Origin of the sequence: Streptomyces chattanoogensis (assembly GCF_001294335.1) — a bacterium.
Taxonomy (GTDB): Bacteria; Actinomycetota; Actinomycetes; order Streptomycetales; family Streptomycetaceae; genus Streptomyces; species Streptomyces chattanoogensis.
Window position 1 is genome coordinate 104,873 of the sequence record NZ_LGKG01000124.1, and the last position, 14,940, is coordinate 119,812.

General features: G+C 72.0%; 13 protein-coding genes. 10 read left to right on the plus strand and 3 right to left on the minus strand.

The window, feature by feature from the left end; all coding sequences use genetic code 11:
- Positions 1 to 23: 23 nt before the first annotated feature.
- Positions 24 to 482, minus strand: a complete 459-nt coding sequence (locus ADL29_RS15275) for a metallopeptidase family protein (RefSeq protein WP_211274322.1) — start codon at positions 480 to 482, stop codon at positions 24 to 26.
- 305 nt (positions 483 to 787) lie between these two features.
- On the opposite strand from ADL29_RS15275, the gene ADL29_RS15280 reads away from it, so the two are divergent.
- The 7 genes from ADL29_RS15280 to ADL29_RS15305 all read left to right on the plus strand — a co-directional run bounded on the left by ADL29_RS15280 (position 788) and on the right by ADL29_RS15305 (position 7,113).
- Positions 788 to 1,231, plus strand: a complete 444-nt coding sequence (locus ADL29_RS15280; protein WP_078971017.1) for a DUF3499 domain-containing protein — start codon at positions 788 to 790, stop codon at positions 1,229 to 1,231.
- Positions 1,232 to 1,259: 28 nt separating this feature from the next.
- Entirely contained in the window at positions 1,260 to 1,652 is a 393-nt protein-coding gene (locus tag ADL29_RS46590; protein ID WP_107094981.1) for a helix-turn-helix domain-containing protein, read from the plus strand.
- Between the two features lie 44 nt (positions 1,653 to 1,696).
- Complete coding sequence (locus tag ADL29_RS15285; RefSeq protein ID WP_053924200.1) at positions 1,697 to 3,055, plus strand: phosphomannomutase/phosphoglucomutase; 1,359 nt, start codon at positions 1,697 to 1,699, stop codon at positions 3,053 to 3,055.
- A 163-nt stretch (positions 3,056 to 3,218) separates the two neighbouring features.
- Positions 3,219 to 3,401 (plus strand): Trm112 family protein, encoded by a 183-nt coding sequence (locus ADL29_RS15290; protein ID WP_046927747.1) that lies wholly within the window; start codon positions 3,219 to 3,221, stop codon positions 3,399 to 3,401.
- Positions 3,402 to 3,477: 76 nt separating this feature from the next.
- Positions 3,478 to 4,617: an SIS domain-containing protein gene (locus tag ADL29_RS15295; RefSeq protein WP_053924201.1), complete on the plus strand. Its 1,140-nt coding sequence runs from the start codon at positions 3,478 to 3,480 to the stop codon at positions 4,615 to 4,617.
- Between the two features lie 169 nt (positions 4,618 to 4,786).
- Entirely contained in the window at positions 4,787 to 5,983 is a 1,197-nt protein-coding gene (gene manA / locus ADL29_RS15300; RefSeq protein ID WP_053924202.1) for a mannose-6-phosphate isomerase, class I, read from the plus strand.
- Positions 5,984 to 6,153: 170 nt separating this feature from the next.
- On the plus strand, positions 6,154 to 7,113 hold the full coding sequence (locus ADL29_RS15305) for a cation diffusion facilitator family transporter (RefSeq protein ID WP_053924203.1): 960 nt from the start codon (positions 6,154 to 6,156) through the stop codon (positions 7,111 to 7,113).
- A gap of 328 nt (positions 7,114 to 7,441) precedes the next feature.
- Here ADL29_RS15305 and ADL29_RS15310 read toward each other — a convergent pair whose 3' ends face one another.
- Positions 7,442 to 9,508 (minus strand): fructose-specific PTS transporter subunit EIIC, encoded by a 2,067-nt coding sequence (locus tag ADL29_RS15310; protein WP_245689424.1) that lies wholly within the window; start codon positions 9,506 to 9,508, stop codon positions 7,442 to 7,444.
- A 519-nt stretch (positions 9,509 to 10,027) separates the two neighbouring features.
- Here ADL29_RS15310 and ahcY point away from each other — a divergent pair.
- Positions 10,028 to 11,485, plus strand: coding sequence for an adenosylhomocysteinase (gene ahcY / locus ADL29_RS15315; RefSeq protein WP_046927752.1), 1,458 nt, complete (start codon positions 10,028 to 10,030; stop codon positions 11,483 to 11,485).
- A gap of 186 nt (positions 11,486 to 11,671) precedes the next feature.
- A complete protein-coding gene (locus ADL29_RS15320; RefSeq protein WP_053924205.1) occupies positions 11,672 to 12,286 on the plus strand; it encodes a hypothetical protein in 615 nt (204 codons plus the stop codon).
- A gap of 30 nt (positions 12,287 to 12,316) precedes the next feature.
- Here the strand turns inward: ADL29_RS15320 and ADL29_RS15325 are convergent, their stop codons facing one another.
- Entirely contained in the window at positions 12,317 to 13,423 is a 1,107-nt protein-coding gene (locus ADL29_RS15325; RefSeq protein ID WP_053924217.1) for an RDD family protein, read from the minus strand.
- 116 nt (positions 13,424 to 13,539) lie between these two features.
- On the opposite strand from ADL29_RS15325, the gene ADL29_RS15330 reads away from it, so the two are divergent.
- On the plus strand, positions 13,540 to 14,547 hold the full coding sequence (locus ADL29_RS15330) for a stage II sporulation protein M (protein WP_053924206.1): 1,008 nt from the start codon (positions 13,540 to 13,542) through the stop codon (positions 14,545 to 14,547).
- The last annotated feature ends 393 nt before the right edge of the window (positions 14,548 to 14,940 follow it).

Genomic DNA, 14,940 nt, shown 5'->3' on the forward strand with positions numbered 1-14,940 from the left:
CGCGGCGGACCCGCGGTACGGCCTTAGTCCTGCCCGTACCGCGGGTCCACCGACTCCGGAGCCAGCCCCAGCAGCTCGGCGACCTGCTCGACGACCACCTCATGGACCAGCAGCGCGCGCTCATCGCGGCTCTTGGTGCGGATCTCCACCGGCCTGCGGTAGATCACGATCCGGTCGCGATGTCCGTCGCCGGCCGGCACCACCCGGCCCAGCGGCACAGTCTCGGCGTCCGTCTCCGTGTCCGGCCAGGAGTCGGGGCCGAATCCGGGCACCTCCAGGACCATGAAGTCGACCTCCGCGAGCTGCGGCCAGCGCCGCTCCAGGCGGTCCCGGGAGTCGTAGACCAGATCCACGAAGGCGTCGGCGCGGCTCACCGACAGCGGCACCTGCGGAGGCGCGATCGGGCCGCGCATGCCGCGGCCGTGGCGGTCGCGGCGCCGGAGCCGGGGCTCCGGCGGTCGGGGGGGTACGGGCCTGTCCATCAGCATCGAGCGTAACCGTCATGGGCCGGGCGGCACCGTGAAGCGCGACAAGACGCATCATGTCGCCGAGTGACCGGTCCGATCCGGCTTCCGTTCGTTTGCATCCCTCCATGAGATCGCGGATCGCCCGCGGAATGACATGAAATGCGCCGACTGGTGACGGGTTTCCGTGCGGCACGCCGTCCGCCCAGGACTGCCCGGAGCTGCGCGATGTCACAGCAGCGTGCAGCGCTCCCCCTCGGGGGCGGTGGGGGCGACGGGGGCGGGCGCAGGTCAGACGCATCGGACGAAGCGGGACGACACGGTTGGGTGAGCGGGGGGAGAGTCGTCGCGGCCCGCTCAAGAGTGCGGTACCGTCCAACGTCGTGAGCCCTGTACGTCGCTGTTCGCGCACTGCGTGCGGCCGCCCCGCCGTCGCAACGCTGACGTACGTCTATGCGGATTCGACCGCCGTGCTCGGACCGCTCGCCACCTACGCCGAGCCGCACTGCTACGACCTGTGCGCCGAGCACTCCGAGCGGCTGACCGCGCCCCGTGGCTGGGAGGTCGTCCGCCTCGCCATCGATGCCGGCCCCGCCCAGCCCAGCGGCGACGATCTCGAAGCGCTCGCCAACGCCGTACGCGAAGCCGCCCGGCCGCAGGAACGTGCCGCGGGCACCGACGGGGCGCAGGCCGGCGGGCGCGACGGCCGGCCCATGGAGGTCGCCCGGCGCGGCCATCTGCGGGTGCTGCGGTCTCCCGACTCCTGAGCCGGACGGGCCCTGCCGCGGCCGCGGCATGACCTCCGGCTGCGGGGTGCCGGTTTCCGTTCGGAGGGCGTTGCCGGTGGACCCGGACAGCGTGGCGGTCAGGCAGCTTCGTTTCCGGTACCGCGTCTACCCGACGCCCGGTCAGGCGCATCGTCCCCGGCGGGTGTTCGGGTGCGAGCGGGTGCTGGTCACCGCTGGGAAGAAGTCCGCTGAGCGAGCCTTCCTGCGAAGACCCGGCAGCAGTCAGCCGGCGCGCGCAACCCCGTCCCCTCGACGGGAGGAACCAGGAAACACCGTGGTCCCCGGCCCACCGCACGAGCCGAGGACGGATGGAGAATCCCAGGCTTCGGCTCGGGGAGGCGAGGTCAAGCACGGCCGGTTCACGGCCGGTTCACGGCCCCCGCACAGGACGGCCGGGTAGGTTGGGTGCTCCGTAGCGACTCAGCGACTCCAGGAGGGCTGGCAGTGACCGATCTGTCGCAGATCGTCAAGGCGTACGACGTGCGCGGTGTGGTCCCCGACCAGTGGGACGAGACCCTGGCCGAGCTGTTCGGCGCGGCCTTCGTCCAGGTCACCGGCGCGGACGCGATCGTGACCGGGCACGACATGCGGCCCTCCTCGCCCGGCCTGGCCCGCGCCTTCGCCCGCGGCGCGGCGGCCCGCGGCGCGGACGTCACCGAGATCGGGCTCTGCTCGACCGACCAGCTCTACTACGCCAGTGGGGCGCTGAACCTTCCCGGCGCGATGTTCACCGCCTCCCACAACCCGGCGCAGTACAACGGCATCAAGATGTGCCGCGCGGGCGCCGCCCCGGTCGGCCAGGACACCGGCCTCGCCGAGATCCGCACCCTGGTGGAGGACTGGTCCGACAACGGCGCCCCCGAGCCGGTGGCCGCCACCGGAGCCGTCACCCAGCGCGATGTCCTCGACGACTACGCCGCCCATCTGCGCGAGCTGGTGGACCTGACCGGCATCCGCCCCCTGAAGGTCGTCGTGGACGCGGGCAACGGCATGGGCGGCCACACCGTCCCGACGGTCTTCGAGGGCCTGCCCCTCGAACTCGACGCCCTCTACTTCGAGTTGGACGGCTCCTTCCCCAACCACGAGGCCAACCCCCTCGACCCCAAGAACATCACCGACCTCCAGGCCCGGGTCCGCGAGACCGGCGCCGACCTCGGCCTCGCCTTCGACGGCGACGCCGACCGCTGCTTCGTCGTGGACGGGAACGGCGACCCGGTCTCCCCGTCCGCGATCACCGCCCTGGTCGCCGCCCGCGAACTCGCCAAGCACCCCGGCGGAACGATCATCCACAACTGCATCACCTCCTGGTCGGTCCCCGAGGTCGTCAAGGAGAACGGCGGCAAGGCGGTCCGCACCCGCGTCGGCCACTCCTTCATCAAGCAGGAAATGGCACGCACCGGCGCCATCTTCGGCGGCGAGCACTCCGCCCACTACTACTTCCGCGACTTCTGGAACGCCGACACCGGCATGCTCGCCGCCCTGCACGTCCTGGCGGCCCTCGGCGGCCAGCAGGGACCGCTCTCGCAGCTGGTGGCCCAGTACGACCGCTACGCCGCCTCCGGCGAGATCAACAGCACCGTCGACGACCAGGCCGGCCGCCTCGCCGCCATCAGGACCGCGTACGAGAACCGTGAGGGCGTCACCCTCGACGAGCTCGACGGACTGACGGTCACCGCCGCCGACTGGTGGTTCAACGTCCGCCCCTCCAACACCGAACCCCTGATCCGCCTGAACGTCGAGGCCCGGGACGCGGCAACCGTCGCGCGGGTACGGGACGAGGCACTCTCCGTGATCAGGGGCTAGAGCCGGGCGGGCCGGGTGGCGGGCGCCGGCCGTCGGCGTCACAAGGCCCCCGCCCGGCCCCCGGCACCCCCTCCCACCTCCGTAAATCCCCTCCGAGCAGGACCCGTACCCCACTCCGGCGGTACGCTGGCCACGCCGCAATCACCCCGAAGGAGCAGTCTTCATGCCGGTCGAAGCCAGCCTGATCGAGATCCTCGCCTGCCCGGCGTGCCACGCGCCGCTCGAGGACCGCACCGGGGCCGACCCCGCCGAGCTGATCTGCACCTCCGCCGACTGCGGTCTCGCCTACCCCGTCCGGGACGGCATCCCCGTACTCCTCGTCGACGAGGCCCGCCGCCCCGCCTGACCGGGAAGCGCCGGGCCCGCCCCGGCGCCGCCCGGCATTCCCCCGCCCGAACCGGCGAACGGAGGCCGCGCCCACCATGCTCGACGAGTCGCTCCTTGACACTCCCGAGGCGCTGGCCGGCGCCGACCGTTACGGACTGCTGCGCGGCGTGGCCGAATCCGGCGCCCGGGTCCGTACGGCAGCCCGCAGCGCCGCCGAGGCCGGCATTCACGACCTGACGCCCGACGGACGGCCGCGCGCCGTCCTCGTCGCCGGACCGGGCCCGGCCGCCTCCACGGTCGCCGAACTCCTCAGCGCCCTCGGCGGCGGCAGCGCCCCGGTCACCCTCATCCCGCCCACCGGCGTCGCCCCCCGCCCCGGCGCCCTGCGCTGGACGCTGCCCGGCTGGACCGGCCCCCTGGACCTGCTGCTGCTCGCCGGCCCCGACGGCTCCGACTCCGGCCTCGCCGAGCTGGTCGAGCAGGCCTACCGCCGCGGCTGCGCCGTCGTCGCCGTCACCCCGGCCGGCAGCCCGCTCGCCGACGCCGTCACCCAGGCCCGCGGCCTCACCGTCCCGCTGGCCACCACCCCCTACGACACCGAATTCGACGTCGAGGGCGCGCCCCCGGCCGCCCCGGGCACCCTCTGGTCGCTGCTCATCCCGCTGCTGGCGCTCGCCGACCGGATCGGCCTGCTCACCGCGCCGCCCGAAGCGCTCGCCCGCCTCGCCGACCACCTCGACCAGCTCTCCCAGCGCTGCGGCCCGGCCATCGCCACGTACACCAACCCGGCCAAGACCCTGGCCGCCGACCTCGCCGAGGCGCTGCCGCTGATCTGGACCGAAGGCACCGTCGCCGGAGCCATCGGCAGGCACTTCGCGACCGTGCTCGCCGGACTGGCGGGCATCCCCGCGCTCGCCGCCGAGCTGCCCGAGGCGCTCACCACCCACCGCCCGCTGCTGGCCGGCGCGCTGGCCGCCGGCGCCGACCCGGAGGACTTCTTCCGCGACCGCGTCGAACAGCCCGGCGCCCTGCACGCCAGGATCCTGCTGCTGCGCGACCGGCGGGAGGCGGGACCGCTGTCGGCCACCCGCGCCGCCAACGAGCTCGCCGACGAATGCGAGACCGCCCTCAGCGAGCTCCAGCCGGAGAGCGGCAGCGAGCTGGAGAGCGCCACGGAACTGCTCGCCATCACGGATTTCGCCGCCGTTTACCTGGCGCTCGCCGACACCGAGTGATCATTGGGCGAACGCGCCCAGCGGCCGCCGTAGGACATCCGGCCGTACGGCAACCGGCACCCGGGCCGCAACCGGCACCGGGCCGGCCGTACGGACACCGCGCCACGACGCCCCACGGCACGCACGACGCCCAGCGGCAACGAACGACACACCAGGAAGCAGCAGCCCCATGGACCGCCTCGCCAACACCGTGCGCCCCTACGCCTGGGGCTCCACCACCGCCATCCCGGAGCTCCTCGGCGTCGAGCCGACCGGCGCACCACAGGCCGAGATGTGGATGGGCGCCCACCCCGGCGCCCCCTCCCGGATAGACCGCGGCGCGGGGCCCGTCTCCCTGGCCGAGGTGATCGACGCCGCTCCCGAGGCCGAACTGGGCGCCGAGACCGTCCGCGCCTTCGGCCCCCGGCTGCCCTTCCTGCTCAAGCTGCTCGCGGCCGGCTCGCCGCTCTCCCTTCAGGTCCATCCCGACCTGGCCCAGGCGAAGGAAGGTTTCGCCGACGAGGAGCGCCGCGGCATCCCGCTGGACGCCGGGCACCGCAATTACAAGGACGCCAACCACAAACCCGAGCTGATCTGCGCGCTCACCCCCTTCGACGGCCTCTGCGGCTTCCGCCACCCCGACCGGGCCGCCGACCTCCTGGAGGGCCTGGGAGTCGACGACCTCAAGCCGTACGTGGACATCCTGCGCGCCAGCCCCGAGGAGTCCGCGCTGCGCGAGGTGCTGACCGCCGTCCTGGCCGCCGAGCACGGCGCGATCGCCGACACCGTCGAACGCGCCGCCACCGCGGCCGGTCGCCTCGCCGCCGAGGGCGGCCCCCACGCCGCCGACTACGCCGCCTACGCCGCCATCGCCCACCACTACCCGGGCGACCCCGGCGTGCTCGCCGCCATGCTCCTCAACCACGTCCAACTCCAGCCCGGCGAGGCCCTGTTCCTCGGCGCCGGCATCCCGCACGCCTACCTCAGCGGCCTCGGCGTCGAGCTGATGGCCAACTCCGACAACGTCCTGCGCTGCGGCCTCACCCCCAAGCACGTCGACGTCCCCGAACTGCTGCGCATCGTCCGCTTCGAGGCCGGCGACCCGGCCGTCCTGCGCCCCGAGGCGATCAACGGCGAGGAGACCTACGAAACCCCCATCGACGAATTCCGCCTCTCCCGCTTCGTCCTCGCCCCCGGCGCCGCGCCCCGCCCGCTGGAGGCCCGTACGCCACAGGTCCTGCTGTGCACGGCAGGCACCGTCCGCCTGGCGAGCGCCACCTCACCGGACCTGACCCTCGCCCCCGGCGCATCCGCCTTCGTCCCCGCCGGTGAACGGATCACCCTCTCCGGGGACGGCATTCTCTTCCGGGCTACGGTGGTGGCCTAGCCGGGCAGCGTCTTGGCGATCACATGGTGTGCTCCGCCCCTCTGGGGGCTCCCCCACATGGCCGCATGCTGGCCTCATGGCGCCGCCGAGGTGCCGGGCTGCAACAATGACCGCCGCACGGCATTAAAGGGGCGGTAAAGCCCGGTCGACGGAAGGGACACGCGGCACACATGAGCGCATCAGGCGGGACAAAGGCGATCGTCGCGGCGCTGGGCGCCAACCTGGCGATCGCCGTAGCGAAGTTCGTGGCCTTCGCCTTCAGCGGCTCATCCTCGATGCTGGCCGAAGGCGTGCACTCCATCGCGGACTCCGGCAACCAGGGCCTGCTGCTGCTCGGCGGCAAGAGAGCAAAGCGGGAGGCCACCGACGAGCACCCCTTCGGCTACGGCCGCGAGCGCTACATCTACGGCTTCCTGGTCTCCATCGTCCTGTTCACCATCGGCGGCGTCTTCGCGCTCTACGAGGGCTACGAGAAGATCCACGACCCGCATCCGCTGGACAACTGGTTCTGGCCGGTCGGCGTCCTGGTCTTCGCCGTCCTCGCCGAGGGCTTCTCCTTCCGTACGGCCATCAAGGAGTCCAACGAGCTGCGCGGCAAGCAGACCTGGAGCCAGTTCATCCGCCGCGCCAAGGCCCCCGAGCTGCCCGTCGTCCTCCTGGAGGACTTCGGCGCGCTGGTCGGTCTGGTCCTCGCCCTCTTCGGAGTCGTCCTCACCCTCGTCACTGGCAACGGCGTCTGGGACGGCATCGGCACCATGTGCATCGGCGCCCTGCTGGTGCTGATCGCCCTGGTCCTGGCCGCCGAGACCAAGTCGCTGCTGCTGGGCGAGGCGGCCGGCCCCGAGCAGGTCGCCAGGATCCGCGAGGCGATCGTCGACGGCGATGTCGTCACCCGCGTCATCCACATGCGCACCCTCCACCTCGGCCCCGAGGAACTGCTGGTCGCTGCCAAGATCGCGGTCGAGCACGACGACACCGCCGCCGAGATCGCCAAGGCCATCGACGCCGCCGAGGTCCGGATCCGCGAGGCGGTGCCGATCGCCCGCGTCATCTACCTGGAGCCGGACATCTACAGCGAGGCCGCAGCCGCCGCGGGCCCCGACCCGGAGGCGACACCGGGCGGCCGCTGAGCCACCCGGTGACCACACGGGCCCCCGCACTCCTGGCGAGCGCGGGGGCCTTCGCCGTACGGGCCCGGGCGGCGCCTCGTCCCGGGCGGCGCCTCGTCTCCGGCTGCACCTTGTGGATCACCCGGCGAGCCGTGCCGACACGCGGTGAGCCGTGCCGTGCCGACGAGCCGTGCCGTGCCGATACGCGGCGAGCAACGGGAACACCGCCCGCGCCCGCCGCGTTGTGGCCTGCAAGGGGTGCTCGCATCCCCTAGGGGATCTGTTCGATCAATCCCTAGGGGATCCAGCGGTTCCAGCGGTTCCAGCGGATCTGACGGATCTGACGGAACTAGCGGATCTCACCCAGCACCCGCAGCACCGCCGCCTCGTCCTCCGCCCCCTGCAGCCGCGCCCGGAAGTCCGTATCCATCAGCTTCCGCGACAGCAGCGCCAGGATCCGCAGATGCTCGTCCCCGGCCGCCGCCTCCGGCACCGCGATCAGAAAGACCAGCCTGGCCAGGGTCCCGTCCAGCGCACCCCACTCGATCCCGTCCGCGGACCGCGCGAAAGCGACGACCGGTGCGGTCACCGCATCCGTCTTGGCATGCGGAATGGCGATCTCCTCACCGAGTCCGGTGGTGCCCTGCGCTTCCCGGGCCAGCGCGACCCGTACGAGTTCCGCGGCGTCCGCCACCTTGCCGGTCCCGGCCGCCAGCCCGGCCAGTTCGCGGATGGCCGCCTCCTTGTCGTCGGCGGTGAGCTGTGTCCTGACAGTCTGCGCGGTGAGGTAGCCGGACAGCACGTCGGGGGCGCCGCCCTTGCCGTCCTCTTCGTCGTCCGCTTCCGTGGCCGTACGAGGACCGGCTCCTGCGGCCGCAGGAGAACCGTCTTCCGTAGCCGTACGAGAACCGGTGGAGGCACCAGAAGCCGCACCACCAGCTGCTACCGCCGCTACGGCCCCGGCCCCCACCGTCGCCGGCTCCGACTCCGGCCGGTCCGCGGCCACGACGCCGGCCGCGCTCACCGCGCCCCGCCGCCCCTTCCGCCGCTCCGACACATCCACCAGCGCCACCGTCGCCAGCGCCGTGGCCACCGTCCCGGCCACCACCGCCACAAAGAACACCGGCACCCCGCCGACCGCGCCCAGCACCGCCACGATCGGCCCGCCGTGCGGCACCGCGTCCGACACCCCGGCCATTCCCGCGACCGCACCGGCCACCGCGCCGCCGAGCATGTTCGCCGGAATCACCTGTGCGGGCCGCGCCGCCGCGAACGGGATGGCGCCCTCGGAGATCCCGAACAGCCCCATGAACAGCGCGGCCATACCGGTCTCCCGCTCCTGCTCCGTATAGAGCCGCTTACGGACCAGCGTGGCCAGCCCCTGCCCCAGCGGCATCACCGGGATCGCGGCGGCGCACATGCCCATCACGGTCTGGTTGCCGGAGGCGATCAGCCCCGCTCCGAACAGGAACGCCGTCTTGTTGACCGGGCCGCCCATGTCGAACGCGATCATCAGGCCGAGGACGGCACCGAGCAGAATCGCACTCGACCCGGTCATCCCGCCGAGCCAGCCGGTGAGGTGCGTGAACACCCAGGAGATCGGCCGACCGATGACGTAGATGAAGAACAGCCCGAGCCCCGTCGTCGCCACGATCGGGATCACGATGATCGGCATGATCGGCTGGACGAACCTGGGGACCTTGACCTTCTTGATCCACCGCACCAGGAAGCCGGCCAGGAAGCCGGTGACGATAGCGCCGATGAAGCCGGCGCCCGCCTTGGAGTCGTACAGCGCACCGGTGTTGGCGATCCAGCCGCCGATCATGCCCGGCACCAGCGCCGGCCGGTCGCCGATCGCGTACGCGATATAGCCGGACAGGATCGGCACCATCAGCGTGAAGCCGATGACACCGATGTCATTGACGTGCTTCCAGAACGACCCGTCCGGAATGACCAGACCGCCGTCGGCCTGCGGATGCCCGCCCAGCGCGAGCGATATCGCGATCAGCAGTCCGCCGACCACCACGAACGGGATCATGTAGCTGACCCCGTTCATCAGCGCCTTGTACGCGACGCTCCGCTCCCTGCCGCCGCCGCTCTCCGCCGCCGCCGGCCCACCGCCCTCGTACACCGGCGCGCTCTGTACCCGCTCGATCAGCCGCTCGGGATGGTGAATCCCCTCCGCGACCCCGACGGCCAGCACCCTCTTGCCGGCGAACCGGCCGCGGTCCACCTCCTTGTCCGCGGCGATGATGACGAAATCCGCGTCCTTGACATCGTTGTCAGACAGGGCGTTCTCGACCCCGATGGAGCCCTGCGTCTCCACCTTGATCGCATGCCCGAGGGACTCCGCGGCCCGGGTCAGCTTCTCCGCGGCCATATACGTGTGGGCGATACCGGTCGGGCAGGCCGTCACCGCGAGCAGCTTCAGCCCCTGCCCGCCCTTCCCCGCGTCCTTGGGGGGATCGGCTGGACTCGTCGTCACGTGGTTCTCCTTACACACCTCGGCGCGGCTGCACCACGGTTCACCCGTGCCGCGCAACGGGCATCCTGCAGCACCCGTAACCGCTGGCCAAGCCCCCGGACGCCGCCCCCTGCCGCGCACGAGACCGCGGACGACCCGCCCTTTCCGGCCACCACCACCGGGAACCGGCCCCGTTCCTGCCCCGGAACGGCCCCTCCGGGCTGGGGCTCACCGGACCGATCGGTGTAGATTCGTGACCAGTGCCAGACGTCGCTGCTGATGGCGGTCGGTCGGCCCGCTCCGCGGACCGGCCGAGGGAGAGAGGGCCTCCGACGGACTGCGCTGCGGCCAGGGGAGAGGTGTGTCCGCCTCCGCGTACGCTCCTTCCGCCAGCTATTGCTGGGGAGATCCCCAGCCCGCGCCGCAGACTGCCCAAGCCCGAAACCACGCGACGCTCGAGGAGCAGCCCGCATGACGACAGCAGCCACCGGCCAGGACTTCAAGGTCGCCGACCTGTCCCTCGCCGCCTTCGGCCGCAAGGAGATCACCCTCGCCGAGCACGAGATGCCCGGCCTGATGGCGATCCGCAAGGAGTACGCCGCCGCCCAGCCGCTGGCCGGCGCCCGGGTCACCGGCTCGCTGCACATGACCGTGCAGACCGCCGTCCTGATCGAAACCCTGGTGGCGCTCGGCGCCGAGGTCCGCTGGGCCTCCTGCAACATCTTCTCCACCCAGGACCACGCCGCCGCGGCCATCGCCGTCGGCCCGGACGGCACCCCCGACAACCCGCAGGGTGTCCCGGTCTTCGCCTGGAAGGGCGAGACCCTGGAGGAGTACTGGTGGTGCACCGAGCAGGCCCTGACCTGGCCGAACTCGCCCACCGGCGGCCCGAACATGATCCTCGACGACGGCGGTGACGCCACCCTCCTCGTCCACAAGGGCGTCGAGTACGAGAAGGCCGGCAAGGTCCCCGCGATCGAGACCGCCGAGAGCGACGAGCACCGCGCCATCCTGCAGCTGCTCACCCGCACCCTCGCCGAGGACCCGCAGAAGTGGACCAAGGCGGCCTCCGAGATCCGCGGCGTGACCGAGGAGACCACTACCGGCGTGCACCGTCTCTACGAGATGCAGCGCGACGGCGACCTCCTCTTCCCGGCGATCAACGTCAACGACGCCGTCACCAAGTCGAAGTTCGACAACAAGTACGGCTGCCGCCACTCCCTCGTCGACGGCATCAACCGCGCCACCGACGTCCTCATCGGCGGCAAGACCGCCGTGATCTGCGGCTACGGCGACGTCGGCAAGGGCTGCGCGGAGTCCCTGCGCGGCCAGGGCGCTCGCGTGATCATCACCGAGATCGACCCGATCTGCGCCCTGCAGGCCGCGATGGACGGCTACCAGGTCACCACCCTCGAGGACGTCGTCGAGACCGCCGACATCTTCATCACCACCACCGGCAACAAGGACATCATCCTGGCGTCGGACATGGCGCGGATGAAGCACCAGGCGATCGTCGGCAACATCGGCCACTTCGACAACGAGATCGACATGGCCGGCCTCGCCAAGATCCCCGGCATCGTCAAGGACGAGGTCAAGCCGCAGGTCCACACCTGGACCCACCCGGACGGCAAGGTCCTGATCGTCCTGTCCGAGGGCCGCCTCCTCAACCTGGGCAACGCCACCGGCCACCCCAGCTTCGTGATGTCCAACTCCTTCGCGGACCAGACCCTGGCCCAGATCGAGCTGTTCACCAAGCCCGAGGAGTACCCGACCGACGTCTACGTGCTCCCCAAGCACCTCGACGAGAAGGTCGCCCGCCTCCACCTCGACGCCCTCGGCGTCAAGCTCACCACGCTGCGCCCGGAGCAGGCCGCCTACATCGGCGTCCAGGTCGAGGGCCCGTACAAGCCGGACCACTACCGCTACTGAGCCGGCCCTCGGCCGTCGGCGCCGCTGAGCACCGCGCCGCCCACGGTCGGCGACTGGCACCCACCAGCAGCCGGTGACCCCGGAAAGCCAGGCCCTCGCCCTTCACGGCGGGGGCCTGGCCCGTAAGATCCCCGACCCCACCGGCGACCCCACCGGCCCGTCGCAGCCCGAAGGACAGCAAGCCCCATGCCCCGCGGCCACTACTCGCTCCACGATCCGCACGATCAGACCCCCCTCGGTGAAGAGCACTTCCACTGCGCCACCGGCCCCTCCGGCTGGCGCTATGTCTCGCAGATCACCACCCCCTCCGGCGATCACGCCGGCTCCGTCGACCTCACCCTCGACGAACTCGGCCGCCCCCTCCGCCTCGAACTCCACGCCGCCGCCTGGCAGGTCCGCGGCGCCGCCCTGGACGGCGTCACCTGGGTACGCACCGACCCCACCGGCGAACACGCCACCGAAGGAAACGTCCGCGCCCACGCCTTCACCGGCGCGTCCCCCGCCTTCCTCATCGCCACCGCCCGCCTGCTGCGCCCCGCCCTCGGCGCCGGCGCCGTCCGCACCCGTCTCGTGGCCTTCACACCCCCCGTGCTCGCCCCCCGCACCCTCGACCAGTCCTGGGCCCTGATCAGAAGCACACCACACGCCACTGACAACGCCCCCCTCGTCGCCGACGAATACCAGGTCAACGACCTCGAGACCGGCGAGCAGCACACCGTCCACATCGCCGGCGACGTCGTCCTGGCCGCACCCGGCATCGAGCTCGAATCCCTCGAATCCCCACCGTCGACGTTCACCTGACGCCCCCGCACGCGCCCGGGGCGCCCCGCCTCACGCAGGCGGAGCAAACCCCGTACGCGGCGCCGCTTCGCCACCTCGGCCCGCCCCGCCGCGCCGCTCCGCCACCGGCTGACCATGCCCCGACGCGTACCCGCTTGCGGCCGTCCCCAGGGCCCCGCCCTCGCCGCCGTGCCCCTCGGCCACCGTCTCCGGCCCCGTACGCCCGCCCCCGCCCCCGGCCACTGACGGCTCCCCGTCCGCATCCGCGGCCCCGCCCGGCGCCGCCCACCGCCCACCGTCCCCCGCACCCACGGCAGACGCCGCGGCCGTCGGGGCCGGAGCGGCCGCGCCGGCATCCGCCGGAAGGCCCGACGCCCCCTCGCCCGGCTCCGCCCACCATCCCCCGGCCGCCCCGAACGCCCGCTGCGCCTCCCGTGCCTGCCGCTCACCCACCACCGCGGCCAGATAGGCCACCGGATGCACCCCCGCGGGCGCCGTCACGCCGGTGAACCCCCGCAGGTCCTCCGCCAGCCGCCCCGCCATCGCCCCACTGACCTGCGGATCCAGCTGCTCGATGCGCCCCAGGTACTGCCGTACGGTCAGCCACCACCGATCCGGTACCCGCGACAGATCCAGCCCCCCGACCTCCGCCACCAGCCAAGGAGCCGCAGCCGGCAGCTCCGCACTCCCCTCCTCCACCGGAATCCGCTCCCGTACGACGAGCGTCCCGGCGAACACATCCCCCAGCCGCCGCCCCCGCGCCGACACCAGCGACGCGATGGACGCGACGACGCCCATGGTCAGCACGATCTCCAACGCACCGATCGCGCCCCGCACCAGCGCATGCCGGAACCGGATCGGCCCCCCGTCCTCCCGCACCACCCGCAGCCCGCAGATCAGCTTCCCCAGCGACCGCCCATGGCTCACCGTCTCGATCACAATCGGTATGCCGACCTGCACCAGTACGAACGCCGCCACCGAAGCCGCCGCCAGCACGGCACCGTCCATGGACGACATCGTGCTCACCAGCACCAACGACACCGCGATATACGCCCCGCAGGCCACGGCCAGATCCACCAGCACCGCCAGCCCCCGACTGGGCAACCGCGCCGGTCGCAGCCCCAGCACCACCGCTTCACCCGTGACGAGCTCATTCACCGCGCCCACTCCCTCTCCGCTCCCGCACCCGGCAACTCCCGCCCACCCCACCCCGATCGCGCCCAGTCTGCCAAGCTGACCCGGAACCACCCCCGGCGCTACGAGGAGCGACCCCGATGGACCTCGATGTCTTCGTCACGGCCCACAGCGCCGAATGGGACCGCCTCGAATCCCTCCTCCGCCGCAAACGCCGCCTCACCGGCACCGAGGCCGACGAACTCGTAGCCCTCTACCAACGCACCACCACCCACCTCTCCCTCCTCCTCTCCAGCGCCCCGGACCCCGCCCTCACCGGCCGCCTCACCTCCCTGGTGGCCCGCGCCCGCAGCGCGGTGACGGGCGCCCGCAAGTCCTCCTGGCGCGACGCCGCCCACTTCTTCACCACGGCCTTCCCCGCAGCGGTCTACCGCCTCCGCCACTGGTGGATCCCCACCGCGGTCCTCTCCACCGCCGTCGCCGCCCTCCTGGGCTGGTGGATCGCCGCCCACCCCGAGGTCCAGGCCACCATCGGCGCCCCGGAGGACCTCCGCGCCATGACCCGCCCCGGCGGCGAGTACGAGACGTACTACTCCAGCCACCCCGCCGCGGCCTTCGCCGCCCAGGTATGGACGAACAACGCCCAGGCCGTGGCCCTCTGCCTGGTCCTGGGCGCCTTCGCCGCCGTCCCCGTCCTGTGGGTTCTCTTCCAGAACATGCTCAACCTGGGCGTGGGCATCGGCCTGATGTCCTCGGCGGGCCGCCTCGACACCTTCCTCGGCCTGATCCTCCCGCACGGTCTCCTGGAACTGACCGCCGTCTTCGTCGCGGCCGGCATCGGCCTGCGCCTCGGCTGGACGCTCATCGACCCGGGTCCCCGCACCCGCCGCACGGCCCTTGCCGAGGAGGGCCGCTCCGCACTCGGCGTCGCCATCGGCCTCGCCGCCGTCCTCTTCGTATCCGGCGCCCTGGAAGGCTTCGTCACCCCCTCCGGCCTGCCCACTTGGGCCCGCATCACCGTCGGCGTAGCCGCAGAGCTGGCGTTCCTGCTGTACGTCTATGTGCTCGGCGGCCGCGCCGTACGCGCAGGCGAGACCGGGGACATCGCCCCGACAGACCGCGAGGCATCCCTGCCGACCGCCGCCTGATGTGCGGAAGACCCCTCTGACCTGCTAATCTCATCTCCTCCCCAGCGACCGTTGACACGGGCGTCATGGGGAGGTAGATTCTAACGGTTGCCACGAACTAGACATGGTTCGACCGCGACGGATAGTCTCTTCTCCGCTTCGGCCGGAATTCACATCGGCGAGGCGCATCCGATCACATACCGGAAGTCCGGTCGATTAATTCAGTCGATCGACTTCTGATAAAGTCGGAAAAAGCCGAGAGGCAAACCCCTCCGACGGGGAAAGCGGAATACCAGTCCGAACCGGAAACGGTGCGGCCCGGATCTGCTAAAGTCGGAAAGACCGAAAAGCGAAAGCCGGACGGTCAACCCCGCTCCAACAGGGGGCCGGAGACGGAAACGGATCTGGTAAGGT